Source organism: Microcoleus sp. Pol1C5 (assembly GCF_036701115.1).
Taxonomy (GTDB): domain Bacteria; phylum Cyanobacteriota; class Cyanobacteriia; order Cyanobacteriales; family Microcoleaceae; genus Microcoleus.
In genome coordinates, this window is record NZ_JAUBQE010000007.1 from 110,209 (window position 1) to 135,959 (window position 25,751).

At 45.4% G+C, this 25,751-nt stretch carries 26 protein-coding genes; 17 read left to right on the forward strand and 9 right to left on the reverse strand.

Annotated features, from left to right (window positions below; translation table 11 throughout):
* Nucleotides 1–486: 486 nt before the first annotated feature.
* Nucleotides 487–1,104 carry a CP12 domain-containing protein gene (locus tag QUA23_RS06085; RefSeq protein ID WP_333074358.1) on the forward strand — a complete coding sequence of 206 codons (618 nt, stop codon included), beginning with the start codon at nt 487–489 and terminating at the stop codon, nt 1,102–1,104.
* 113 nt (nt 1,105–1,217) lie between these two features.
* Here the strand turns inward: QUA23_RS06085 and QUA23_RS06090 are convergent, their stop codons facing one another.
* From QUA23_RS06090 to QUA23_RS06110, 5 genes are all read right to left on the reverse strand, one after another.
* Entirely contained in the window at nt 1,218–1,604 is a 387-nt protein-coding gene (locus QUA23_RS06090; protein ID WP_333074360.1) for a VOC family protein, read from the reverse strand.
* 149 nt (nt 1,605–1,753) lie between these two features.
* Nucleotides 1,754–2,425 carry an SOS response-associated peptidase gene (locus QUA23_RS06095; protein WP_333074361.1) on the reverse strand — a complete coding sequence of 224 codons (672 nt, stop codon included), beginning with the start codon at nt 2,423–2,425 and terminating at the stop codon, nt 1,754–1,756.
* Between the two features lie 360 nt (nt 2,426–2,785).
* On the reverse strand, nt 2,786–3,730 hold the full coding sequence (uvsE, locus tag QUA23_RS06100) for a UV DNA damage repair endonuclease UvsE (protein WP_333074363.1): 945 nt from the start codon (nt 3,728–3,730) through the stop codon (nt 2,786–2,788).
* Between the two features lie 233 nt (nt 3,731–3,963).
* Nucleotides 3,964–4,170 (reverse strand): hypothetical protein, encoded by a 207-nt coding sequence (locus QUA23_RS06105; RefSeq protein WP_333074364.1) that lies wholly within the window; start codon nt 4,168–4,170, stop codon nt 3,964–3,966.
* Between the two features lie 296 nt (nt 4,171–4,466).
* Entirely contained in the window at nt 4,467–6,119 is a 1,653-nt protein-coding gene (locus QUA23_RS06110; protein WP_333038641.1) for an AarF/ABC1/UbiB kinase family protein, read from the reverse strand.
* 295 nt (nt 6,120–6,414) lie between these two features.
* Here QUA23_RS06110 and QUA23_RS06115 point away from each other — a divergent pair, with 295 nt between their 5' ends.
* From QUA23_RS06115 to QUA23_RS06135, 5 genes are all read left to right on the forward strand, one after another.
* Entirely contained in the window at nt 6,415–6,870 is a 456-nt protein-coding gene (locus QUA23_RS06115) for a hypothetical protein (protein WP_333074365.1), read from the forward strand.
* A 711-nt stretch (nt 6,871–7,581) separates the two neighbouring features.
* Nucleotides 7,582–8,286 carry a DUF1003 domain-containing protein gene (locus QUA23_RS06120; RefSeq protein WP_333074366.1) on the forward strand — a complete coding sequence of 235 codons (705 nt, stop codon included), beginning with the start codon at nt 7,582–7,584 and terminating at the stop codon, nt 8,284–8,286.
* 143 nt (nt 8,287–8,429) lie between these two features.
* Nucleotides 8,430–9,164, forward strand: a complete 735-nt coding sequence (locus QUA23_RS06125; protein WP_333074367.1) for a cadmium resistance transporter — start codon at nt 8,430–8,432, stop codon at nt 9,162–9,164.
* 114 nt (nt 9,165–9,278) lie between these two features.
* The gene (locus QUA23_RS06130; protein ID WP_333074369.1) at nt 9,279–9,905 is read left to right on the forward strand and encodes a hypothetical protein; all 627 of its coding nucleotides are present in this window, start codon (nt 9,279–9,281) and stop codon (nt 9,903–9,905) included.
* Between the two features lie 248 nt (nt 9,906–10,153).
* A complete protein-coding gene (locus QUA23_RS06135) occupies nt 10,154–10,777 on the forward strand; it encodes a hypothetical protein (protein WP_333074371.1) in 624 nt (207 codons plus the stop codon).
* A 96-nt stretch (nt 10,778–10,873) separates the two neighbouring features.
* Here QUA23_RS06135 and QUA23_RS06140 read toward each other — a convergent pair whose 3' ends face one another.
* The 3 genes from QUA23_RS06140 to QUA23_RS06150 form a co-directional block, all read right to left on the reverse strand.
* A complete protein-coding gene (locus tag QUA23_RS06140; RefSeq protein ID WP_333074372.1) occupies nt 10,874–11,935 on the reverse strand; it encodes a mannose-1-phosphate guanylyltransferase in 1,062 nt (353 codons plus the stop codon).
* Nucleotides 11,936–12,364: 429 nt separating this feature from the next.
* The gene (locus tag QUA23_RS06145; protein ID WP_333074375.1) at nt 12,365–13,294 is read right to left on the reverse strand and encodes a trypsin-like serine protease; all 930 of its coding nucleotides are present in this window, start codon (nt 13,292–13,294) and stop codon (nt 12,365–12,367) included.
* Between the two features lie 106 nt (nt 13,295–13,400).
* Nucleotides 13,401–14,012 (reverse strand): thylakoid membrane photosystem I accumulation factor, encoded by a 612-nt coding sequence (locus QUA23_RS06150; RefSeq protein ID WP_333074377.1) that lies wholly within the window; start codon nt 14,010–14,012, stop codon nt 13,401–13,403.
* A gap of 321 nt (nt 14,013–14,333) precedes the next feature.
* Between QUA23_RS06150 and QUA23_RS06155 the strand changes: the two genes are divergently transcribed.
* Complete coding sequence (locus QUA23_RS06155) at nt 14,334–15,236, forward strand: undecaprenyl-diphosphate phosphatase (protein WP_333074378.1); 903 nt, start codon at nt 14,334–14,336, stop codon at nt 15,234–15,236.
* 137 nt (nt 15,237–15,373) lie between these two features.
* Here the strand turns inward: QUA23_RS06155 and QUA23_RS06160 are convergent, their stop codons facing one another.
* A complete protein-coding gene (locus tag QUA23_RS06160; protein WP_333074379.1) occupies nt 15,374–15,580 on the reverse strand; it encodes a hypothetical protein in 207 nt (68 codons plus the stop codon).
* A 220-nt stretch (nt 15,581–15,800) separates the two neighbouring features.
* Between QUA23_RS06160 and QUA23_RS06165 the strand changes: the two genes are divergently transcribed.
* The 10 genes from QUA23_RS06165 (at nt 15,801) to QUA23_RS06210 (ending at nt 25,644) form a co-directional block, all read left to right on the forward strand.
* Nucleotides 15,801–15,947: a hypothetical protein gene (locus QUA23_RS06165; protein WP_333074380.1), complete on the forward strand. Its 147-nt coding sequence runs from the start codon at nt 15,801–15,803 to the stop codon at nt 15,945–15,947.
* 60 nt (nt 15,948–16,007) lie between these two features.
* Nucleotides 16,008–16,346, forward strand: a complete 339-nt coding sequence (locus QUA23_RS06170) for a hypothetical protein (protein ID WP_333074382.1) — start codon at nt 16,008–16,010, stop codon at nt 16,344–16,346.
* Nucleotides 16,347–16,437: 91 nt separating this feature from the next.
* On the forward strand, nt 16,438–16,596 hold the full coding sequence (locus QUA23_RS06175) for a hypothetical protein (RefSeq protein WP_333074384.1): 159 nt from the start codon (nt 16,438–16,440) through the stop codon (nt 16,594–16,596).
* Between the two features lie 129 nt (nt 16,597–16,725).
* Nucleotides 16,726–17,373 carry a GNAT family protein gene (locus QUA23_RS06180; protein WP_333074385.1) on the forward strand — a complete coding sequence of 216 codons (648 nt, stop codon included), beginning with the start codon at nt 16,726–16,728 and terminating at the stop codon, nt 17,371–17,373.
* Between the two features lie 161 nt (nt 17,374–17,534).
* The gene (locus tag QUA23_RS06185) at nt 17,535–20,093 is read left to right on the forward strand and encodes a sigma 54-interacting transcriptional regulator (protein ID WP_333074387.1); all 2,559 of its coding nucleotides are present in this window, start codon (nt 17,535–17,537) and stop codon (nt 20,091–20,093) included.
* 504 nt (nt 20,094–20,597) lie between these two features.
* Nucleotides 20,598–20,819 carry a hypothetical protein gene (locus QUA23_RS06190; protein ID WP_333074390.1) on the forward strand — a complete coding sequence of 74 codons (222 nt, stop codon included), beginning with the start codon at nt 20,598–20,600 and terminating at the stop codon, nt 20,817–20,819.
* A 142-nt stretch (nt 20,820–20,961) separates the two neighbouring features.
* The gene (locus tag QUA23_RS06195) at nt 20,962–21,729 is read left to right on the forward strand and encodes a methyltransferase domain-containing protein (protein WP_333074392.1); all 768 of its coding nucleotides are present in this window, start codon (nt 20,962–20,964) and stop codon (nt 21,727–21,729) included.
* Nucleotides 21,730–21,809: 80 nt separating this feature from the next.
* Nucleotides 21,810–23,195, forward strand: coding sequence for a TIGR03279 family radical SAM protein (locus tag QUA23_RS06200; protein ID WP_333074394.1), 1,386 nt, complete (start codon nt 21,810–21,812; stop codon nt 23,193–23,195).
* A 141-nt stretch (nt 23,196–23,336) separates the two neighbouring features.
* Nucleotides 23,337–25,229, forward strand: coding sequence for a TolC family protein (locus QUA23_RS06205; RefSeq protein ID WP_333074397.1), 1,893 nt, complete (start codon nt 23,337–23,339; stop codon nt 25,227–25,229).
* 118 nt (nt 25,230–25,347) lie between these two features.
* Nucleotides 25,348–25,644, forward strand: a complete 297-nt coding sequence (locus QUA23_RS06210) for a 2Fe-2S iron-sulfur cluster-binding protein (protein WP_333038569.1) — start codon at nt 25,348–25,350, stop codon at nt 25,642–25,644.
* Nucleotides 25,645–25,751 lie beyond the last annotated feature (107 nt).

The following is a 25,751-nucleotide window of genomic DNA, read 5'->3' on the forward strand; positions in this document are numbered from 1 at the left end:
TAGATCCTCTCAACTGCTGATGCGTGCCTTGTGCTCTTTTGCACTCCCAGCAATCAAGTTTATCAGAGGCGGGGATCTGTGCGAGCGCAAGCAGTGGCTTAGTTTGTGTTAACTTTTGCTTCTTTGAGACTGGGGCTGGAAAATCTGATCCCAACAAGCTCAAAGATCGATCGCCCCAATACTTCACTCTTGCTTGGAGGATCGCACGCTAGCCCCGTCTGAGCCCTAAATTCCGGACTTCAGAGGTTCCGAGGCAGCGAGCGGTTATCTCAGGCAACTTGTCATCCCGAATGCCGTTAAAGGTTTTATGATTAGTTTGCGATCGTACGATTTCTCAGAAACCCGGTTGCTAACCGGATTTATCGTTACTAAACCCAATATTTTGGTACAAACCGGGTTTCTGAGGGTAAGTCCTAATGATGACGAATCACATGGACAGCCGCCAATCGGGACGCACTAGACTTTATAAGCAGGAAGCAATAAAAAATGATGATGAAAGCCCAAGATATTATGACCACAGAAGTTGTTACCATTCGCGGTTCAGCAACTGTAGCTGAAGCAGTGGCGATGATGAATGATTTGTGTTTGCGCGCTTTAATTGTGGAACGTCGCCACGAACAAGACGCATATGGCATTGTCACGGAAACGGATATTGTCTATAAAGTAGCAGCCTACGGAGTAGACCCGAAAAAAGTCCGCGTCTTCGAGATTATGACCAAACCGTGCATCACGGTGAATCCTGACTTGGGCGTGGAATATGTGGCTAGATTGTTCGCTAATACCCGCATCCGTCGGGCGCCGGTGATTAAGGACGAGCTAGTGGGCATTATTTCGGTCACGGATATCTTGACAAAAAGCGATTTTCTTGAGAAGCCGAAGAGTATTTTATTTGACGAACAAATCGAACAGGCGATCGCAGATGCCAGAACTATCTGTGCCGAGAAAGGCGCTACTTCTAGAGAGTGCGCGGTAGCGTGGGATATTGTAGAGGAAATGCAGGCTGAGGCTTCTCACCAGCGATCGATGAAGCTTGAGAAAACGGCTTTTGACGAGTATTGCGAGGAAAATCCCGAGGCGGCTGAAGCGCGGATATACGACAGTTAATTTAGTCCTTAGTTATTAGTTATTAGTTATCAACTCTTATTTATGGATTGATAACTAATAACTAACGATCGGAAAGAGCTTTTTTTATGCGAGCCTCACGAAAAATAAAAATCTTAAGTGTTTGGCTCAGTCATACAAAACACGTTCAGCTTATTCCCGTCAAGATCGCGAAAATATCCCGCATAAAACCCCGGCAACACACCTCTTGGCCCAGCCGCTCCTTCATCCTTAGCCCCAAGTTCGATCGCTTTTTTATAAACTAAGTTGACTTTTTCTGGACTGTCAACTTGAAGAGCTATCATTACTCCATTGCCAACAGTTGCTGTGTTACCATCAAAGGGTTTTGTAATAGCAAGTGCTGGTCGCCCTGGAGAAACGCTCCATGCGATAAATCCGTCGAATTCCATGAATCGTCTAGCGCCAATTTCAGCAAGCAAAGCATCATAAAACTTGGCTGCCGTTTCAATATCGTTGGTACCGAGTGTAACGTATCCGATCATATTTTTTGTCTTCTAACTGATGTTAAGATAAAAAAATGTTTGAGCAAATAACAATTGAGTTAAACTGATCCTTAGCCCACTAAAGCTACAGCTCAAACATCATTTTAGATCATAACTCAAACTATCTCGGTTTTGTCCGATCCAATGATTTATTCCCGATCGCTAATACATTCGGGACTGTCTCTACTTGGACTGTTGACGATCGCACTTACCGCCTTTGCTTTCATGGCTTCCGAAGCATAGGGCTTTAACAATGGCAAAACTTCCTGAGCATTTTTAACAGCAGGATCTAGCCACTGTTCCCAATTGCTGTCGGGAAGGATCACAGGCATTCGATCGTGCATTGGCTGCACTGTTTCGTTAGCATCGGTAGTAATTATAGTGCAAGATACAATGTTTTCTTTTTCGGGAGATTCCCAATTTTCCCACAAACCGGCAAAAGCAAAAGGTTCGCCGTCTGCCTTTTGAAAATAGTAAGGCTGTTTGCTCTTTCCTTGCTGCTGCCATTCGTAAAAACCATCAGCGACTATCAAACATCGCCTGTGCTTGATGGCGCTGCGAAAAGCAGGTTTTTCGGCTACAGTTTCCGATCGCGCATTGATCATCTTGCTGCCCATTTTCATGTCTTTTGCCCAACTTGGAATCAAACCCCAGCGCATAAATTGAAACTGTCGCTGCATTTGCTTTTGAGAAACTGTTACTGTGGCAACTGATTGAGTTGGGGCGATATTGTATCGCGGTTTGATGTCGGGAACTTCCGACAGTTTGAAGAACTCGGCGATGATTTGACCTGAAGTAGTTAAAGTGAATCTTCCGCACATAATTTATAGTTGGTATTAACGCGGTTTTCTTTTAATTCCCGCAGTCCAGTATTGGTCGGGTTATCGACAGTCCGGCAGGGGTTTAAACGCCTGCATCAAAGCTCAAGTCGGTTAAAACAGACTGGAAATACGATCTCAATATCTATCTATTTTAGTCCTCTTTTAGAGGGCTTTAGCTATGAGATAGGGGTTAAAAACCCCTGTCGGATTGTCGGACTAAACCGGGCGGGCGGGACACTGCACAATAAAATTCCTTCTTTGTGGAACAGGCATCTTGCCTGTTCTTTGGATTTACCGTTGGGTGGGGGCGGGTTTTCGAGATGATTGGTTTTAGGGAATTATTTTTGGTAAAACTCATCCCTACGAGACACTGCTAAATTGTGGAATATTCGCCGACAACCATTCGACGCGCAACTTTTCAATAGCTAATTCTTTGAATTTAGCTTCTACTTCAATCCAAGGAGCTTGATAATAGCAATTAGGCATTTCTGTAATTAAATCGCTGTGGCGTGGATCGGTAAAAAACTCTTTTCCATTCGATATGTGTACTAATTGCCATTCAGGAACAGACCAAGTTGTGCGGGCTGCTGCGAGCATTTCGGCCACACTCGGATCGTCGTAAGTTTCTAAATGTTCGTGAATGACGTGGTGGTGGGCGTCAAAAACCATTGGTACGCCGGTATCGAGACAAACTTCTAAAATTTCCGAGGAACTGTAAGCGTATTCGTCATTTTCAAAGGTTAAGCGCGATCGAATTGATTCGGGTAAATCGCGAATGACTGACTTGAGTTGCGAAGTGCGATCGCTCTTGCCGCCGTGAATGTTCATCAATGCCTGGGGCGATCGGGGCTGTCCCAACATATCTAAAATTAAAGCATGAGTGGCGAGAATTTTAATGCTGTTTTCAACCACAGAAAGCTTGTCGGAACTGAGCACGACAAATTGATCGGGGTGGAGTACCAAGCGGATGCCCAAAGAGAGGGCGCGATCGCCGATATTCCGCAATTCTTCAGCCATCGAGTGTAGCACTGCTTCCCCCAAATCTGTATCTGCAAAAGGGAACAGTGCAGAAGTCATGCGGTAGAGCTTAATCTGATTAGCTGAACAGAAGTCGATCGCTTTGTCAAGTCGTTTTAAGTTGTCTGCATACAATTCGCGCAACACTTTTTCTTGTTCAGTTTCCGAAAGCTGTAAAAGTCGCTTCCGGGTGACAGTGCGAAAGCGCACTGCATCGGATGTTGTAATGCAGACCAATCCCAATTCCGGTAATTTTTCCTGTTCCACTACTTGGTTAATCCCGCTCATTTAGCAATAATCCCTAACTTTAATTTTATGTTAAATATGTTTTTCGTAAGGACTTGAGTTTTTAGTCTTGAAGTTTTTAGGTACTACTGAACCTGCCTAAAGAGTCCGGCAGAGATTGAAATCGCTGGCGGACTCTGGAAGTGCAAGATGTAATTAGTACAAACCTAATTTTTATCAAACCTCTAATCAACCGCGTTGCAGATAGCATATCGATGCCAATTTAATCGATATAACTATTGCTGTTCTTCGCGAGAATCAGCCTCTTCGTGGGGCCGCGCGGTGGCAACAGGATTTTCCATTGCTTCGTTATGGAACGGATAACCGGATGTTTCTTGATTTAGCGGATCAGCGGGTTGGTCTTCAGGGGATGTAATTTGACCGTTAGTGTTGGTATTGGGTTTTGTGGAAGAGCCTTTATGGCTGGCGTGACCGCTGCTCATTTTTTTTTCCTCAATTAGGTTTATGGAACAATTTCTAGCTTAGACTTAGCTGCTGCGGGCGATCGCCTATCTTAAGTCAGAGATGTTGCTTAACAGTTGAGGATGCTATAGCCTTTCTTGGCAACAGTACGGTAGATAGGGAAACCGCAGATTAAGGCAGATAAACACAGATTAACGCCGATAATTTCAAGATATCTCTGCGAATGGCAATCCGATCGGGAATTGGTCGCCTGTGTACCTCACTAAAATTGAGAAAGGCTATATATCTCATGATTTTCCCCATTTCTCCTTGACAATTAACTCCGCAAACGGCCGGAGCGCATAATGCTAATAACTAACCACAAGCCCAAAAAACTCGCTGCCCCAAACAAACCAGTGCTCAGAAAAGATAGCTGAGGAGTTTGTGCGTTAGAAGAAATAATTGCTGCCCCTACAATCAGCGAACCCACGACAATACTAAAAGAAAGTCTGTTCGCAGAATCCCCCAGAGTGCGACGCAGCGGGTCGAGTTCTTTTAGGGTCAAGTTCCACTTTAAAGTTTCCGAAGTAACTCGGTCTAAAAGCACTTCCACCTGTCGCGGAGATTGCAAAGATAAGCTTTTGAGATCCAGGGCAGTTCTCAGCAGAGCTTGGATCGGATCGTCTCCTAATAACTGACGCCGAAACATATCGGTCATCAGCGGTTTGACCTGCTCTACAATATTAAATCGGGGATTAAAAGAGCGCGCCAGTCCTTCCAAATTAGCTAGAGTTTTTGCATACAAACCGAGATTGCTGGGCAGTCGAATTTTATTTTTGCGGGTGATTTCCAGCACCTCATAAAAAATTTCCGACAAGTTCATTTGCGACAAGCTCACATTGTAATACTTGCGTAGCATTCGAGCCAAATCGTTTTCGAGATTTGCTAAACTTTTCGGCTGAGCAAATTCTGCCATTTCCAAAGTTAATTGAGCGCAGCGCTGAGCATCTAAATCCACAATTGCCAGCAACATTTCGGTCAAATTCTGCTGAGTGCGCGGGTCTAATCTGCCGACCATGCCGCAGTCTAGCAGGGCTATCCGGCCATCTTTGAGATAAAATAAATTGCCGGGATGCGGGTCGGCGTGAAAGAATCCGTCGATGTACAACTGCTGGAAGAAAACGCGGCAAAGCAGCGTTGTAATTTCTTCGCGTTCGGCATTTATATCTCCTTGGTGGCGAATTCCTTGCAAATCGCCTAACAAAATCGGGACTCCGTTCAGCCACTCCATTACTAAGAGTTTTTTTGTAGTTAACTCCCAGTTAATTTCTGGTAGGACAACTTGTGTGGGGTCAAACCATTTACTTTTAGATAAATTGCGGCGCAGTTCGTCTGTGTAGCTGGCTTCTTGAATGAAGTCTAGTTCTGCACGCAGGGCGATCGCAAATTCTTCTGCTAAGGCGACAATATCGTATTGTTGACCGAAGTCTGTGAGCATGACAAGTTCTGCCAAACCTCGGAGTACGGCGATGTCTTGTTCGATGACAATCTCAATACCGGGACGCTGAACTTTGAGGGCGACTTCGCGGCCGTCTTTTAAAGTAGCTTTGTGGGTTTGGGCGATCGAACCGGCGGCGACGGCTTCGGTGTTAAATTTGGCGAAGGTATTTTCGAGAGATTGTGTGAGTTCCTGGCGGACGATTGCTTCTACTTGTGACCACGGTACGGGCGGTACTTCCGCTTGTAGCGTGGAGAGGATTTCGATGTAGCTGGCCGGTAAAAGGTCGGGACGGGTGCTCAGCAATTGTCCCAATTTGACAAATACTGGGCCTAATTCGACAAGGATGTTGCGGAGAACTGCTGGAGTTGGGAGACTGGGTGCGTCGGTTTTGCGGCCGGTTAGGAGGCTTTTCATGTAGTCCCAACCGTTGCGGAAGACGACCTCTAGAATTTCTCCTTTGCGAGAAGTGTTTTGAACTAGGCTAAACAAGGGGCCTCCGGGTCGATCGGGTTTAAGGGCTATATAACTACTAGGATAGCGCTGTTGACCGGGCTGACCAGTGTCTTGGGGAATAACTTGGGCGAAAGGGTGCGATTCCCTACGGGATAGCTTCGCTTCACGAATTTTGGGGTGTGGGGGCGATCGGTTTTTGGCTTTGGCATTACTCCTCATCGTAATATACATTTAAAGCAGACATAATATTTTTATAATTAAATTTATTGATGCAAAAAAATAATTATATATATGTAAAGTAAATATTCAGATTTAGAAACTGGTCAAAAACATGAGTGCAGTTGATGGAATATTTACAATTCCTGACTGGATTAATCAAGGTTTAGAAAGTGGGAAGTATGTACGAGTTGGCAGTGTGATTCGGGATGCACAGAAGCAGCCGCCTGAAATAGTTGCTATGTGGCGTGAAGTAAACCCTAATCTTTCTCAAGTATTAAGCCGAGTATCTCAGTGTGGTTCTGTTGCGAGTATCCTCACTTTAGCTGTCTCATGTATAGGATTTAGTGTCGTACTACAGCGGTTAGAAGAAATTGAACAACGCTTAAAGCGAATTGAGCATAAAATAGACGTAATTTTTTATGCTGATTTCCGTGCCGCTCTCCAATCAGCACACAATGCCTTTACAATGAAAAATTATGATAACCGCATAGCATTTGCAATCCAGGCTGTTTCGGGATTCAACAATGCTCATAGAGATTTACAAAGATTACCCTCTTACAGCATTTGATAATCTGATACAGGTTGCCGATGAATATCTTTCTTCTTTGTTGTTAGCTTAGGTAGCTAAAATCATTTGCTACTTATAGTTAGAATAAATTGAATGGCACAGGATTGTCTATAGAAGGTAAAAAATATTTTGCATCCCCTACTTGTAAAATATATTGAAAAGATGTTGCCCCATGTCGATTCCGCAGAGTGGAATAAGTTGATTGAGAAACAGCCTAAAGTATTTTTACCAGAAAGCGACTGGCGATTAAATAAAAGCCCTATCAAGTGGGAACAATTGTGATATCCCATTTAGACAGGATTTCGGAGCGATGCCAGAACCGGAGGTACTGTTCTAGTTCCTGAGATGGAGCCTTAATCCCCTTTTCATAGGTCGTTTCTAGCAAATATACAATTGGTTTGAGTTTCTTCCACGTCATATTTGCAGCCGAGTTGATCGAGTAAGGCAAACGAGAACTGTCTGGCACTGAGTATCATGGTCATCTGCTGGGATTGGTTCTAAACTTCTAGCTTTGCCGCCTCTGGATACAATACCCGTCTTGACTTTGGCTTTACTATTTCCCAACCAGTCTATAAATTGAAGTGATTGATTTGATAAAAAAGAACATTTGCTCTTATGAGTGGAGCTTGACTAAAGTAAAGGCATCAAAGAAAAACGCCAGCGAACATTAACCAGTCAGCTTCAACTAGACATTCACCCGTGAGGTTTGCCATGAAATCCACTCTATCCAACAGCGTTAACGCAAAAAGGAAAACCGCCAGCCATCAAAGACCTTTACAGCTTACGCCTCAAAAACCAGAGGAAAAAGCCTTGACTCGCGGACAGCAGTTAGCAGATACCCTAGCAGCGAAAGTGGGTTCGTGGCCCTTTTTGATTGGACAGACAGTAATCCTCGCCGGGTGGGTGGGCGCGAACCTGACACCGGGCATTCCTCACTGGGATCAGCAGCCCTTCATCCTGCTCAACTTAGTATTCTCCTTTGCCTCTGCTTACACTGCACCGATTGTGTTAATGAGTCAAAACCGCCAGTCGGATGCCGAACGCGAACAAAATCTCTACAATCATCAAGTTAATCTCAAAGCCGCTCACGATGTGGTACTACTGCACGAAAAGCTCGATCGATTAAGCCACGACATTCCTGACTTAATGGAAAAGCTCAATCAGCAACAGCAATCTGTCAGTCCCATCAAAGAGATGGTGATGCCAGCCCCCGTTAAGGCAATTACCGAAGGTAATGAAGCAGCTAAGCTGTCTGTTTCTGATCAGAAGCAGAAGGCTGAGGTTCCCATACTGCTTCCCCAAGTATTTAAATCGAACTTTTACTCATCAAAATATGCAGAAGTTATGCCAATTTCACTTCCAACTCAAAAGCCCTCTACACATTCGGTATCCGCGTTAACCTATTTCAAGCTGTGACAAGCGACGTTACTAACCAGTGAATGAGAGCGTCAGTCTCGCCAATCTGTTAAGTAACAGTTTTAACCTAAAAAAAACCTATAAATCAATTAATCTCCGGCCCTATTCCAGGCATATTCACATCACAATCTAGGCAGTTAGATATGAACCCCTTCCTTACCGCTATTTCCACAGGTCTTACAGCTTTCGCAGCCACAAATTTAGATGATATTGTCATCTTGCTGCTGTTTTTCTCCCAAGTCAATGCTGTTTTTAGACGGCAACACATTGTTACAGGACAATATCTTGGGTTCGCAGCACTGGTGCTGCTTAGTCTTCCTAGCTTCTTTGGCTGTATGATGGTGCCGCGCCCTTGGGTGGGGATGTTGGGGTTAGTACCAATTGCCATTGGAGTCAGCCGCCTGCTAAATCGAGATACAGAGGCTGAGGATGAAAATACAGCTACAGATTCGCCTCCCTCCACTATCTTTGCTAGTCTTTTATCCCCACAAACTTATAGCGTAGCTGCGGTGACATTTGCTAATGGAGGTGATAATGTGGGGATTTATGTCCCGTTGTTTGCTAACTGCACTTGGGATAGCCTGCTAGTGATTCTGAGCGTCTTTTTCTTGCTAGTGGGTGTCTGGTGTTATGTGGCCTATCAACTAACTCGCATGAGCGCGATCGCGACCCTACTTGTCCGCTACGGTAATTCCCTTGTTCCCTTCGTTCTAATGGGTCTGGGTACGCTGATCCTGCTCGATAGCCATACTCTAGAAGATCGCGGTTTAACGTTAGTTACTGTAGCTATCAGTTGCTTGTGGCTGCTGACATTGCTTAAAGACAGTTATCAATCGTTAGAGACTGCACCTCAAGTCGAAAAATTTGAGGTAAACTAGGGTTCAAGTTTCCTCCACTTTGCTGAAGTTGAAAAATAAATAATTTATAACTTCAGCAAAGTGGAGGGGTTTTCTAAGAACAAACTCTGATTTATTACACAAAGGACAACAAAAATGAGCAAGTTTTTCAAAGTAATTCTGGTGGCTTTAGTGCTTTTCGTAAACCTAGCTGTAGCTCAGCCTTCTTTGGCCGGCAAGGATTTCACAAAAGGAGCTGACTATGCGGAAGTGACACAGGAATTGAATCAACTTTTGTCAGCCCAGAGCGACCCTTCGACTGCGGGTTATACGCCTGAACAGTACCAACAGCGGTTGTCCGAATTGCAAATGCAGAAGTACGTGATTGAAACTGCTAAAAAGCGGGCTCAGTGCCGTAATGCAACCGGGCAAACGCTGGCAGTTTATGCTAATAAGCCGAAAAAATTGCCGACGCAACTTTATTTCCTGGCAGCCGGTGAGATTACAGATGATGATTGGGATTGCGATGGTATTTACGTGCCAGCAGGGACTCAAGCTACTTTAGGCCCGGTGGCTGAGCCAGTTTCTTTGGCTGAACCGGTTGCTATTAAGGTTGTAGATGGTACGCAGCTAATTGCTACAACGAATGCAGCAACGGGTGGTATTCAATTGAATGTTGCCCCTGCGAAAGTTTTTAAAGCGGGTGAGACAACTTGGACTCTGCCCTCGTTTTCTCAGGCCCAGATTAATGCACAAGTTCCTACGCCGGAACTGATTGATTAATCCTTCTTGAGGAACGGTTAATAGTTGGGGGCTTGGGAAAAAATAAAGTCCCAGGCAGAATAGAGGAGAGGCAATGCCACGATTGGCGATTGCCTCTCCTCTTTAGATCGCAAAAAAGCCAGTTGTATTTCCTTAAAGATTACGATTAGGAGGTTTTTTCAATGATATGGCTAGTTTTACTAGATGTTAAAAAGTCGGATTTTGACAATTTGTAGAACTTGCTGCGTTCATCAGATGAGTTTAGCTTAATGGCAGAGAATGGTGAATATTACCTAACCTCTTCGCGCTGGGAATTACTAACGAATCACTCTGCTGTATATTTGGAAGCTACTAAACCTCTTCAAGATATAAGTGCTATTGCAAGGATTCATTTTACACGTTTTCCACTTCTTAAGCCTGATATCATCTGCGAAGTTGATGAAGAAGGTAACCACCGTCAGAGGTGGGTTGCGCTTTCAGCCACAATTAGCGTGGATTCAAGTTCTTTTTCTATCCAACTAGAAGGCGGTCAAGATATAATCCGTAATTTAGAGTTTGAATCCTGGAGGAAGCTGGCAGAAGAAGACGAGATAGTTAAAAATGTTTTCAGACAAATTACGGACTTTGAACATAACTGGATTAATCTTTACAAAGTTTATGAAGTTGTCAATAAAGATGCTGGTAAAAAAAAGATTGAACAGTGGATAACTAAAGATAAGATTAGCCAATTCACGCATACTGCTAATAGTCAAAGCGCAATTGGTGATGATGCACGGCATGGTGTCGATAAGCACGCTCCACCAAAAGAACCTATGTCACTATACAAAGCAGATGCTTTAATTATGACTCTGCTACAAAAATGGCTTCAGTGGAAGTGCGAACAACAAAAGTAGAAGAGTAAAGTACGACACAGATTAAGAAACGAAATTCGGACTCAAGGCTGATTAATTCTTTGTGGATTCGCCTGCCCAATCTGTGCCGTACTTACATCACAACAAATCTTTCAATTTCTCATCTTCTCCCAACACTTTAATCACCTGTTTAATTTCCTGCGTCCTATCTTTTTTCACAATCAAAGTTACGTTGCCATCTCTGACAACTACCACATCTTCTAAACCAATGGTGACAATCACTTCATTCTCATCCGCTGCATAAAAAATGCCGCCTTTGGTGTCAATTCCGACGTGTTTTGCTAACTCGACATTCGGTTTGTCTCCTTGCAGCAAACGACCGATCGCATTCCAATCTCCCAAATCGTCCCAGCTAAAGCCTACGGGCAGAACACAGGCTTTTTGCGTCTTCTCCATCAGGGCGTAATCGATGCTAATTTTGGGTAATTCCGAGTAAGCCTGTGCGCCTTTTGCTTCCAAAGCTGCCATCATTTCCGGTACATGATTTCGCAATTCTGTCAAGACTGTGCCAACTCGAAAGACAAAAATTCCGCCGTTCCAACTAAAGTTGCCACTGGCTACAAATTCTTCAGCAGTTGTGCGATCGGGCTTTTCCGTAAACCTCGCCACCCGATAGGCCGGAAAACCCCCAAAACTGCCAATTTCCTCGCCTTGTTCGATGTAGCCGTAGCCGGTGGAAGCATAACTCGGTTTTACTCCCAAAGTGGCGATCGCACTTTCCTTTCTCGCCAACTCGGCCGCCGCCTCCAAAGTCTTGACAAACTCATCGGGTTCCCCAATCCAGTGATCCGCCGGGAAAAAACCCACCACCGCATCCTCACCGTAACGCTTGGCAGTTTCTATAGCAGTCCAGGCCACCGCCGGCGCAGTATCCCGGCCCTCCGGTTCCGCCAGTAAATTCTCAGGGGGTAAAAGCGGCAACTGTTCGCGGACTCCCGCAGCCAACATTTCCGACGTTACCACCCACAAATCGTCCCAGCCGTTACCTAATGTTAATAGTCTTTCTGCTGTAGCTTGCAGCAAACTCTTGCCGCTACCGTCGAGACTCAAAAACTGCTTGGGGCGCTGCTTGCGGCTGAGAGGCCAGAAGCGTTCGCCTTTACCGCCGGCGAGTATTACGGGAATTAAGGTTTTGGTCATGGTTTGAAGTTTAAGGGTTCTGATCTATTTTGCTCGACAGCTTATAATTATGAAGAGAATTGTGGCTGTGTGCGGGTTTTGGGGACGACTTATATTTTTGGGAAAATTGCGTCTGTTGCTGGGTGTAAAATTTGAGGGGTTAATTTTGTCGGCTGTAATCCAATTTCTGTAAGGGCTTGATGCCCATTTCCGGACAGGTTTGAGACCTGAAGAAGCGATCGCCCTGACTTGCCGGAAAATACCTAAATCCCTATCTAGGGCTTGAAACAGAAGCAGGATGGAAAGATCGACGATCGCACTCAGAAACCGGGTTTTTTTGCAAGCATACTTCCGATCCCCCACAAACAGCAAAAAACGCGCCTTCTTTGATTTTGATGCCTATTCCTCTTAATATCCTCAAAACTCAGCCACAATTAACCCAAAACCCTATCAAGGATTTTTTGTCACTCGATCGATCCAACTTGCATAAAATGATACCCGCGTGTCGCCGGAAATTTCCCCAAAACTGCCATTATCGTCAATTTTATCAAAATCGCTGATGTTTGTTTTGAAAAATCCTCGATCGCTATAACCCCAAGAACTAATCCCCGCAATCTTCCCGTCAACAAACGAAGGCCCGCCCGAATCTCCGCTAGCCGTAGCTATCTCATTTTTCCCCAAACCGCGATCGCGCAACCTCGGAAAATGCCTCCCCAAAGCATCGTGTTCGCTAGTTCCCGCATCAAAATCAAAGATTAATTGACTTCCCAAAACCAATTCCGACATATCTGATTCTGTAGCATCTTTCAAAACATCAATTAAAGCATCATACCGATTCTGTCCGCTATATCTTTTCGCCTCAGAATTTGAATTTTCATCTTGTCCCTTTGCACCTAAACCGATATACCCGTATCCAACTTTTGTCAATACTTTCCCCACTTCATTTTTGTTTGTATTTATCTCGTACTGTTCGATCATTGGCGGCGCGACCCTTTTCAGCTTTAAAATAGCAATATCGTTGCCAACTTCCGATTCGTAACCAGTCCAGCCCGGATGGATATAATATTTGCTAACGGGGATGCTAACTTCACCTCTAGGCAATTTAAAAATTGCTTTAATTGCCGTTTCAGCAGGAACCTTAACTCCACCTTCATTCAGACAGTGGGCCGCCGTGAGAACGTACAACCCTCCCGTTAGCAGCGAACCACTACAGGAAGCCGAATCGAGATAGGCGACGCCTGTATATTGATTTAAAGCTAAAGGTTTGCGGGAACTGCTGTCAGGAAAAGCGCTAATTATCGATCGCCCAACTCCGGCAGTTTCTAAAACTAAAAATACCGTCACAACCGCGATTAATAATATTTTGATTCCTGACTTCATTTTTGATAGTGCATTGGTTGTAGAGCTGAGCGAGACCTGACTTGTTCAATAAGTCGGGTCTCGCGACTATTTCGTTTGTTGAAATTAGCTTACTTATTGCAACATTTTACTTCGATAATTCGACATTAAGTTCGTTGACAACGCGGCGTTTTAGCGGGATTGATTTTTCACGGGGCAGCAAATCAAATACTTTCCGGAAGGCATCATCTACCTGTTCAAATGGTATTTGTCCTTTCTCATTAAAAACTACTTTTCCCGATTGGTCGAGGATGAGAGTTTGAGGTACGAAACCTTCGTAATAATGGCTCGGTTCGGTGAGTTCCGGTGACGGTTGGGGAGGCAAAGAGTCAACTGTTATCGGCATAAAATCCGCTTCGCGGCCGTAAAATTCCTGAAGTTGAGAGACGACGATCGCATATTGCTTGGAGTCGCTGCTGTCGTCAGTGTAAAACACTAATAATACGGGTTTATGGCGTTTGAAAGAATCTGCAAGCTTGACTTTAGGAGGAACTAGGGAACCGTTACCTGCGTAGAGGGCATAAATAGTGCCGTCGAAGCGATCGTCTGTGAGAGTTGCGAAGGCTGGTGGCGTGCCGGTTAGCAGTATCAAGCTAAGTGCGATCGCCACTGTTAAAAGACAGGCTGACAAGATTCGCTTCAGCAAGCCCAGGCCAGAAGCAGGAGTAACAAGTGAATTTTTGTTCTCAGGAAATATCATAGGTTGTTGGCAGTTGCTGTAAGGAAAGCGAAATCAAATGCAAAAACTTTCCTAATTGTATCAGCAACTGTATGCAAATGTTCCTGAGTAGGTTAACGTAGTTTCGGATAGAGTATGATAATTTGCTTGTTGTAGCGCTCGACACGGTGATTCTACTGATCCAAGAACACTATTTGCGATCGGTTTTTCAGGAGTGGGCTGGAAGTGTCCGCGCCACAATAGAATTTATTTGTTGCACGCTGGGCTTCTAGCTTCTGAGAATGATGCAAGATGTTAAATCCAATTGATAATTAGAAACTGACAACTGGGAACTAATCACTAATGATAGCTTTGCTTGACACACTCCTCGCCCAAACGCCCGCTGCTGATGTTTCCGGGCTCGCTCAAATCAATCTGTTGCAAGCGATTATTTTAGGAATTGTACAAGGATTAACCGAGTTTTTGCCTATCAGCAGCACCGCTCATTTAAAGGTAGTGCCGATCGTCCTAGGATGGGGCGATCCGGGGGTTGCTTATACTGCTGTAATTCAGTTGGGCAGCATTGTGGCAGTGCTTTGGTATTTCTGGAAAGACTTGACAACTATCACTTTGGGTGCTGTAGATGCCGTGATGCAGCGCAACTACAAATCGCAAGAGTTTCAAATAGCCCTGGGAATTGTTTTGGGAACAATACCTATACTCTTTTTTGGGCTGCTAATCAAGGCATTGGTTCCAGATTTTGATCGCTCGCCGCTCAGGAGTTTGGCCAGCATCGCCATTGCTTCGATCGTCATGTCGCTGCTGTTAGCAATAGCAGAAAAAACTGGCAAGCGCAATCGCACTTATGAAAAGTTAACTGTCTCAGACGGCATTTTTATGGGATTAGCTCAAGCAATAGCCTTGATTCCGGGGTGTTCGCGATCGGGTTCCACTCTCACAGCAGGATTGTTCATGGGATTGGAAAGATCCGCCGCCGCGCGATTTTCTTTTTTATTAGGAATTCCGGCAATTACTCTGGCTGGATTAATAGAATTAAATGGTGCTTTGGGAGAAGGAATCAGCGATGCTGGAGTTGCAGCTTTGATAGTGGGAACAATTTCGGCATTTGTGTTTTCTTATTTGTCGATCGCGTGGTTGCTCAAGTTCCTGCAAACTCAAAACACCTGGGTGTTTGTGTGGTATCGGCTGGCTTTTGGCGTGGCCATTTTAACGGCGATCGCAGGTGGGGGGCTGAGAAATATTTAAAACACGACTAACTTGAACCTAATTATAGCCCTTCTCAAGGGCAGTGAGGTATGTCCGGTAATGGGTAAGAAAGCAATCGCTCGCCCTAGCACCTTACTCACACTTTTTTGTCCTATATATGCCCTCAGAGCTGCCACTTAAGAAGCATGAGAGTTTAAGGCTTTGACAAAGGGATATTCGGCTCTCAACGCTGTATTGTGACGATACATATCTTTTTGTTCCACACCTCGGTTGCCTATCCAAAAACGGACACATTTGTGGCGGACAAACTGAGCGGTTTTAATCGCTTCGTCTGCAGCGTATTGAGTTGTTTTTGCCTTAGCCTTAAACTCTAAAACTCTCATTGACGTGGAAAAACTTTACCAGAGAAAATTGGTTTAAAGCGTCTCTCCGATAGGCAGAAATTAAAAGAAGACTATTCATTACTCCCATCCTCTTCCAGGTAGATGTCGCTATCAACTGTCAACTGTCAACTGAAGTAATTATTGTAGTATAGAAAAGCCGTTAAGTTAAGAATGAGGCTTGTATCCTATTAATTTCGGTAACGCCAAAAGGAGAGTGGCTGTGAAAAAAGTAGCAGTATTTAGCAACGCTGGAGGCGGTAAATCAACTCTCAGCAAGAGATTATCGGACATCGCTAGGTTGCCGGTTTACGTCTTGGACAAGATTAAATATCGATCGGGCGGCGTTGAGACCTCACAGGAAGACTAGAATCGCGCCCATCAGGAAATTTGGCAGACTGACAGATGGATTATTGACGGGTTTGGTTGCATGGAAACCGTCTGGCTGCGACTTGATGAGGCGGATACTCTGGTTTATGTCGATCTACCGCTATACGTGCATTTCTGGTGGGTGACTAAACGACTGATCTCAGGTCACTTTAAACCGCCCGAAGGCTGGCCTGAAAATAGTCCAATATTAAAGAGTTCGATTAGCAGCTACCGCGTGCTTTGGTTGTGTGACAAATATTTGACTCCAAGATATCGCGAATATATTGATCGGGCGCGAAGTGGCAAAAGTGTTGCTCACATTAGATATAATGAACAGATTTGGCAATTTTTTGAGTCTATTGAAAATGAGACCAAGATTAAAGATGGTGAACTGATATAATCAACTTAATGATGACTCAGTTACGGTTCACATTAATACGATTAATTTATGGAAGCCACACTGGAAGCTAAGTTGTGATGCCGATCGAGAGATGGCTGCAACTACCCGCCAAGCTGTACAGGAAAAAATTGCAGGCGATCGCACGTTAATGTTTGCCTATCATTTTCCCTATCCGGGAATTGGACATTTGCGCGCGGGCGACCGGGGTGGATTTGATTGGCAACCCGTCAATTGGCAATTTGAAAGTTAATTCTGCTTGCGGAAGTCATGCGTAAGTTATTGACAACTACTAACCTTTGCCGTTAGACAGTTTCATTGTAATCTATAATCGAGCAGTAAATTCTTGCTAAGAAATGCTGTAGAGCGAGGATAAAAAATTATGCAGCAACAGAATTGGCAACCACCAGAATATATCCAACTCAAGGGTCAATTTGTCACGCTGAAGCCCCTCGTTCCACCAAGAGATGTAGGTGAACTCTATTCGATCTCGCATGGCACTCCTGAAAAGCAAGCGGTGTGGAACTATCTGTTCTATGGTCCGTTTGAAAGTCCCTCTGCCATGCAATACTGGATGGAAAGAGAAATGATTGGTAAGTCAGATCCTTTGACTTGGACAGTCTTTGAAAACTCCAGTAATACTCAAGTGGGGATTGTCGCATTACTAGCGATCGTTCCCAATCACAGTCGAGCAGAAATCGGTCATGTGTGGTTTAGCCCTGCTGTACATAAAAGTAAAGTTAATACAGAGTCACAGTTTTTATTACTTCAGCATCTTTTTGACGGCCATTCATACCGTAGAGTTGAGTGGAAATGCGATGCACTTAATCATGCTAGCCGAACTACAGCCGCCAGAATGGGATTTCTCTATGAAGGGCGTTTCCGACAACATATGATTGTGCGTGGCAGAAATAGGGATACTGATTGGTTTGCAATGACAGACAAGGAGTGGGGACGCTGTAAAGTGAATTTTGAAAAGTGGCTTTACTCAAACGAAAAACTCTCGTTGATGGAACTCAACAATGGCTGAAGTTAACTTGGAATTATGATGAGGAGTTCTGGCACTATAATATATAGCAGTTTTCAGCTATTGGTACAGAGAAACCGGGTTTCTGGGGTGTGCTTCATAAACTTGGAATCTGTTATATGCTACACCCACTATCACGATTCGGCTTTCGCCGACGCTAAGCGATGTCTACCGAAACATTAGTTAACTGGCTCGAATCGAGCACCGAATTAGGCATATTATCCCGCGAGATTTTACAGGCGATCGCAGGTGAAATGGAAATGGCAACTTTTCCCGCCGGATTTCGAGTGGTAATTGAAGATACGCCTGTCACTAATCTCTATATTTTAGAACGGGGACAAGCCGATCGCTACCGCAGCAAACAACCGGGATTAATGTGGGCGAGTAGTTTGTTGCCGGGGGCGATCGTGAATTTATCTGCCCTGCAACGATCGCAACCTGCAGATAGTCGAATTATAACTCGGACAGAATGTCAATTTTGGGTAATTAGTGCCGATCGCTGGCGTGGTTTGCTAGAAAGATATCCACGTATCGCCGAAGCCTACGCTCAACGTTTGGCGGCGAAATTAGAGCAGCTAGAAGCAGAAATTGCCTACGAACGAGAGCGTCAAAATGCCCTCCGCAGCTATCTAGTACCTAGGGCGAAACGGGGAGTCATTGGCAATAGTCGTTATGCAGTGAAATTGCGCCAACAAATTCGCACGGCATCGAGTGACAGCCGATCGGTATTAATCTCTGGCGAACCTGGTTTAGAAAAGGATAATTTAGCTGCTTTAATTCATTTCGGTTCCCATCGCCGCAACGAGCCAATTATTCAGATTAAAAGTGCTTTACTTCAGAGCAATGGAGCGGAATTATTCGGGCGGTTGGGCGGCAAACCGGGGTTATTGGAATGGTTGGGAGAAGGGACGTTAATTTTAAATGACGTGCAAGAATTACCCGCTCAATTATGCCCCCAAATTCAGCAATTATTAACCGAGGGAACCTATACGCCAGTTGTTAAGGAAGGACAAATACCGCGACCACCGCGTCCTAGTAAGGCCCGGATAATTTTAATCTCAGAAATTGTGCAGCCCAAGCTAGATAAGCTGACACAACACAAGATTAAAGTCCCATCCTTGCGGGTGCGAAAAACAGATTTAGAAGCACAGGTTAACTATTATCTCAATATCATTGGTCGCAAAAAGAAATTAGTCAAGCCCCAAGTTACACCGGAAGCAATTCGCCGCTTACAAGCCTACGATTTTCCAGGGAATTTGCAGGAATTGCAGGGAATGGTCGATCGCGCCTTAGTTCAAGCACAGGGAAGTCAGGTATTAACAGAAGAAGTGTTTTGGGCCCAGGCAGCGAAGAAACAAAAGTTTCGGCTGAATTTATTAAATATTTATCCAAAATTTCGGCAATTTTTACGGAGCGATTGGTATCCCGATCGCGTGAATTATTGGTTTACCACCTGGGTATTTGCATTGGTGGTAATTATCCTGTTTGTTGCTCCCCAAGATCGACAACATAATTTTGCCCTAAATATCTTTTGGGCGTGGTGGTGGCCGTTAATTTTATTATTATTCCCCATCATCGGGCGATTGTGGTGTGCTTTTTGCCCTTTTATGATTTATGGGGAAATCGTCCAAAAACTATCGCTGAAAATTTTCCCTCGAACTCTCAATAAATGGCCGCGCCAACAAGCAGAAAAATGGGGTGGCTGGCTTCTATTTGGACTATTTACTCTGATATTTCTGTGGGAAGAGTTGTGGAATTTAGAAAATACCGCCTATTTATCCAGTTGTTTGTTGTTGCTCATCACCGCCGGGGCGGTAATTTTTTCCCTAATCTTCGAGAGGCGATTTTGGTGTCGTTATTTATGCCCGATCGGGGGAATGAATGGATTATTTGCTAAACTCTCAATTATCGAACTTCGCGCCCAACAAGGAACCTGCGCGGCGGAATGCAGCACCTACCAATGTTACAAAGGCGGCCCCGGCTTGGGGGAAGGATTAACTACTAATGGCTGTCCGATTTATTCCCATCCCGCCCAATTAACCGATAATAAAGATTGCGTGTTGTGTATGACTTGCTTGAAAGCTTGTCCGCATCGATCGGTAGAATTAAATCTGCGCCCTCCCGGCATTGAATTATGGACTACCCACGTTCCTCACAGTTATGAAGTTGCGCTGTTATTTCTATTATTAGGCGGTATTTATCTGCATCGCTTGCCGGAGATAAATAGCTGGTTGGGGCTGGGCATCAATTTAGAGCAATTTTTACCTCATTTAGGACTGTCGCTCGCAGTGTTAATTATCCCGCCGATGATTCCCCTAATTGCCTACGCAATCATGCAGGCAATTTATCGATTGGGACAAGCAGAAACCATGCCATTTACAACCTACAAACCCCTCTCATTTGTCTCTCTCGCCTACGGTTATTTACCCTTAGTCTGGGGCGGTAGTTTGGCTCACTATTGGCGATTGGGTTTGCAGGAAGGCGGGCGAGTGATTCCCGTAACTTTTGCCACTTTCGGACAAATTAGAGACGATTTACCGAGTTTTATTGGCGATCCAGCGGTGATTAGTTTCTTGCAAGGTTTCACTTTGATTGTATCATTATTAGTTACAATATTTGTGACTCAAAAAATTGCCAAGCGCTCAATTAAATCTTTGATTCCACAACATTTAGCGAGTTTGTGCCTGATGCTGACTTTGTGGTATGCGATCGTGGGAAACTAAAATAACCATCATCAAGTTCGTAGTGCGGACTTTAGTCCGCAGGATTTTGCGGACTAAAGTCCGCACTACAAACCGTCTCGATCGCTGGTAATAGGCCGGACATGATATGATATGCCCATGCAAAGCAGTAGGAAATTGAGCAGCAAGCTTTCACCAATCTTGGCAGCAAGCAATGACCGAAGAAACATTACCGCTTTTTCATCTGACTGGGAAGATTTAGAAAGCACAGTTTAATATCATGATTGAGGTTGCTTGAAACTGAGGTTTTGCGCCTGTCACATAAACCCGGTTAGGAGCAAAAACTCTGCAACAAAACCTATATTTTTAGTCAAAAATCCGGCTGCTCAATGCTTATTGAAAATGCTGAAATATTTAAGCTAAAACAAACTATGTCAATACAGACAAAAGGAACAAGAAAAATCATAGTTGATGGGGAGCATTTCATGTAGCTCATCCGCAGACAACCTACTTATACACAAGAATGCTTTCAGGGCGGAAATCTTCATGTTGCTGTCGAACACGCTGAAGAACCGGGCGGGCGTGTTAGTTATTCTCACGGATCGACCTCATCCTCAAAACGGGAGTATAAATCACTCTGAAATACCAGTAAGACCCTCTGATGTAGCACAATGGATACGGCAAGCGGTGCAACTCGGATGGCAGCCTCAGCTACCCGAAATAACTTTTAAGGTGCCGATTGCAGGACTGTTTATAGAAAAAATATAATGCTGTTTATTGAGTAACCACACAAGTCAATTCTGTTAAAGACAATTCACTCGCCTCGGCGGAATTTAGCGATCGCCCGATCGCCAAATTCAGCCTAGACAAGTTAAACTGTAAACATTCTCCGCTAGCCACATCCTAAACTATGACCGCACATCAGGAATCCATCATCGACCAGTTCACTCGTCAGGCAATTCCATTCTCTAAATTGTACGCTCACACCAATCAAGAGTCTCTGTACCTGCTGAGAGAAATGGCGAGTGTATCTGACAAAGACACTGTTCTAGATGTTGCTTGCGGTTCAGGTATTGTTAGTTGTGCTTTTGCGGAAGTTGCCAGTCACGTTACTGGCATTGATATCACACCAGCGATGCTCGAACAAGCCCAGATTCTGGCGCAACAGAAAAACTTGATTAATCTGTCCTGGCAACAAGGAGATATTGAAACACTACCATTTCCCGATGCTACTTTTTCTCTTGTTCTGAGTCGTTACGCTTTCCATCATTTTTTGCAGCCAGATGTTGTTCTATCAGAGATGGTTCGCGTATGTCGTCCAGGTGGTCGAATCCTGATTGCTGATGTTGCTTTGCCAGCGGATAAAGTGAATGCTTATGACCGGATTGAGAAGTTGCGCGATCCCTCTCATACTCGCGCCTTGACTCTGGAAGAGTTTCCAAAATTAGTCGCAGATGCCAACCTTCAAAATGTTAAATTGGCTTTTTACAAGGTAGAACTTGGGCTAGAACAACAGTTAGCTGCTTCTTTTCCCAACCCCGGCGATGACCAGAAAATTAGAGAAGTTTTTAGAGAGGATATTGGTGTTGATAGTCTCGGAATTGGCGCGCATTTCCAAGGCGAGGAGATTTATTATGGGGTTCCAATCGCTGTCATCGTTGGCGATAAAATAGCCTAAGTTGTATCAACTCAAAACAAGTGTAACAGAGTCCCACTAATAACTAATTACCAATAACTAATTACCAATAACTAATAAATATGAGCGATTTATCAACCCGACCAGCCCTAATCAGCAAAGTCATCCCCGATAGCATCGCCGCCGAAATTGGATTTGATGCTGGCGACGCCATCATTGCTGTCAACGGTCAAAAACCCCGCGACTTGATCGACTATCAATTCCTGTGCGCCGATGAATTTCTCGAACTAGAAGTTTTAGATGCCAAAGGCAAAACTCACAAGTTAGAAATAGAAAAAGAGTATGACGAAGACTTGGGAGTGGAATTTGAAACCGCCCTCTTCGATGGACTAATTCAGTGCAACAACCGCTGCCCTTTTTGCTTTATCGACCAGCAGCCTCCAGGAAAGCGCGAAACTTTGTATCTCAAAGATGATGACTACCGCCTCAGCTTTCTTTACGGCAGCTATCTCACTCTCACAAATTTGACTCAAAAAGAGTGGGACAGAATCGAACAAATGCGGCTTTCTCCTCTCTATGTTTCGGTACACGCTACTGAACCGGAAGTGCGAATTAGGCTGTTGAAAAATCTCCGCGCCGGGAAGATTCTAGAACAAATTAAATGGTTTCAAAAACGCCGCTTGCAAATTCACGCTCAAGTAGTTGTTTGTCCCGGTATTAATGATGGCGAACATTTAGAACGCACTTTGTTAGATTTGGCAAAATTCCATACCGGAAATATCCCGGCTGTAGCATCGGTGGCTGTCGTGCCAGTAGGTTTAACTCGCTTTCGCCCTCCAGAAGATGAACTAATCGCAGTAACAGCGGAAAAAGCGCGAGAAGTAATCGAACAAGTGCAGAAAATTCAAGTGCTTTTGAGTCAAGGAAAAGGCGGCACAAAAGCTAAAAAGCAGAATTCAAAATCGCGGTGCCTTTGGCTGGCTGACGAGTGGTTTTTAATAGCGGGTTTAGATTTGCCGTCGGCTGCTGATTACGAAGATTATCCACAAATTGGTAACGGTGTCGGTTCTATCCGCCAGTTTATCCAGCAGTTTGAAACGGCTTTTGAGAAGCTACAACCGATGCAAGTCGAGCCTGCGCGAAAGTTAGTTTGGGTGGTGGGGAATGCTGTAGAAAAAGCTTTTGAGCCGATCGTACAACAACTAAACCAAATTCCCGGCTTGTCCGTCAACATGGCTGCACTGTGCAGCCGCTACTGGGGACAAACTATCACTGTCACGGGTTTGCTCACCGGGCAAGATTTACTCGAAGCTTTGCAGGGGCGAGACTTGGGAGATGGTATCTTGCTGCCGTCGGTGATGCTAAAACAGGGGGAACCGCGTTTTCTAGACGACATGACCCTCGAACAGCTCGCCAGCTCGCTGAAAACCCGGATTTTGCCGGTGAGCGGAGTAGAGGAACTAATCTCGGCGGCGATCGGTCTGGCAAATGCTGAAGTTAAATTCTAAATTTTGAATCGAACATTCAAAAGTTAAGATGAGTATGGTAATTGTGACTTGTAACCGTCGAGTTCAGGCTACAGACTAGAAACTTGAGACCTCAATCTTGCTCTAAAATTGTCTCTAGGATTGCAGAGTAATTAAAAAATTATGCGTGTTTTTCGTCAAATCATCGTAGTCGGAGTGGGCGCTGCAATTACTTTGGGCAACGCCGCACAGAGTGCTTCAGCACAGCCTCCGGCTCAATCTCAGGACAGTGTGGCCCTTAGCAATCAGCTCGAATTAGGGCAGAATGTTCGATCGACCTCGAACACAGCGGCAGAATCCGCATCAGAGGCCGAACAGTCGATCGCCCTTAATCCTCAAACCTCCGAGTCTCAGCAGCAAGGGGGAGTCAAGATCGCATCAACTCGAACCCAGCCCGAGCAAGCATCAAAGCCTCAACAGGCTGCTCCGGCTGCCCCATCAACTCTGTCTCAGGGCGGTTCCACACCACTAAGAGGTTTGGAACCGACAGAGGTTCAGCAGCCTTCCCCGAACCCTCCCAACAATATTCCTGTGCCCAGTTCCCCGGTACCTATTCTCCGGGGCACTCCCAACGAAAGTTTCCCCCCTGTGCCTCCGAGGGGCATTCTAGACACCAAGCCTCCGGCTTCCCTGGAACCCAACCCTAATCCACTGCTGTTTCCGACAAGCCCGGAGGATGTCAGGATCGAGCAAACTGAGTCAATTACCTTGCAGCAGGCGATCGACCTAGCCCGCCGCAACAGCCAAGTTTTGCAAATCGCCGGACAGCAAGTGGAACAAAGCAGAGCAGCATTGCGCGAACAGCAAGCGGCTCTTTATCCAGACCTGAATTTTCAAATGGACGCCAGCCGTTCTGTGAGTGCAGGCGGAGAACTCGGAATCCGGGCTGGGCAGCGCCGCCTCAACGCTCTGGCTAACCGAACCGGGCAGCCCGCCGAGCAAGCCGGCACAAATTTTGGCAACAACAGTCTCAACAGCACTTTGCAGTTGAGCTACAACCTCGATTTGTTCGGAGGCCGACGCGCTACCATCCGCGCGGCAGAGGAACAGTTGCGCCTTCGGGAACTGGATGTGGAACGCCAAGCCGAGGAACTCCGCTTCGACACTGCTGAGGCTTACTACACCTTGCAAAACGCGGACGGACAAGTTGCCATCCGCCAAGCTTCGGTGAGAAATGCCCAGCAAAGTTTGCGGGATGCCGAAGCTTTGGAACGGGCCGGGGTAGGAACCCGGTTTGCTGTGTTGCAGGCTCAGGCAAATTTGGCTAACGAAGTGCAACAACTGTCAGTGGCCCGTCGTGACCAGCGAGTTGCCCAGCGGCGTCTGGCTGAGATTTTGAATGTCAGCCAGTCGGCGAACTTGACAGCGGCTGATCCGGTAGAGCAAGCGGGCTCTTGGAGGCTGTCTTTGGAAGAGAGTATCGTGCAGGCTTTTAAGAATCGCCCCGAGTTGGAACAGCAGTTGGTGCAGAGGGATATCAGCAAGCAGCAGAGGCGAGCGATTCAGGCATCGCGTTTGCCTCAAGTGAGCGTGGGGGGTAGTTACAACGTACTGGGACAAGACCCTGATAACCCCGATCCCTATACTTCTCGCGGCTGGGCCGATGGTTATTCGATCCGGGCGAGCCTGACTTGGAGTATCTTCGACGGGGGCGCGGCGAACGCCAGGGCGAGACAGCGGGATGCTGAGATTACGATCGCCGAAAGTCGATTTGACCAACTCCGCAATCAGGTGCGCCGGGAAGTGGAACAAGCTTATTTTGGCTTGGAATCGAGTTTTGAGAATATCGAAACTTCTGAGGCGGGGGTTTTGCAGTCGAGGGAAGCTCTGCGTCTGGCCAGACTGCGCTTTCAAGCTGGTGTGGGTACTCAGACGGATGTGATTCAGGCGGAAACTGATTTGACTAGGGCTGAGAGAAACCGATTGTCGGCCATTGTCACCTATAACCTGGGGCTTTCGTCTCTCCAGCGGGCTGTGAGCAATCTTCCGACTAATAACCTCTCGGATGCTCCTTGAGATTGAGTTGGGGCGAGCTTTAATTACCAGATCAATTGGACATCCTGTATTAAACGTCCGACACATTAGTTAATATTTTGTAATAGAGTTCCATGTCAACTGCGTTAAGGGATCGGCAATGGCCAATATCAAGTTTGTGAAGGAAAATCAGGAAGTCATCGCAGCAGACGGAGCCAATTTGAGGCTCAAAGCTCTAGAAAACCGCATCGATTTGTACACATTTTCGGGAAAGATGATGAATTGCGGGGGCTACGGTCAATGCGGCACCTGCATTGTGGAAATTGTCGAGGGCAGTGAAAATCTGTCGCCCCGCACTGACTTTGAGAACCGCAAGCTCAAGAAAAAGCCCGAAAACTATCGGTTGGCTTGTCAAGCTATGGTTAATGGCCAGGTGAGCGTGAAGACTAAACCGTGACTTTCAGAGGGCAGAAGGCTAGAGATGCTAGAGATGCAGAAGCAAAGAAAAATGCAGAATGCAATAATTTTGTTTTTTTTTCCTATTTCACTGTATAATCACGCATT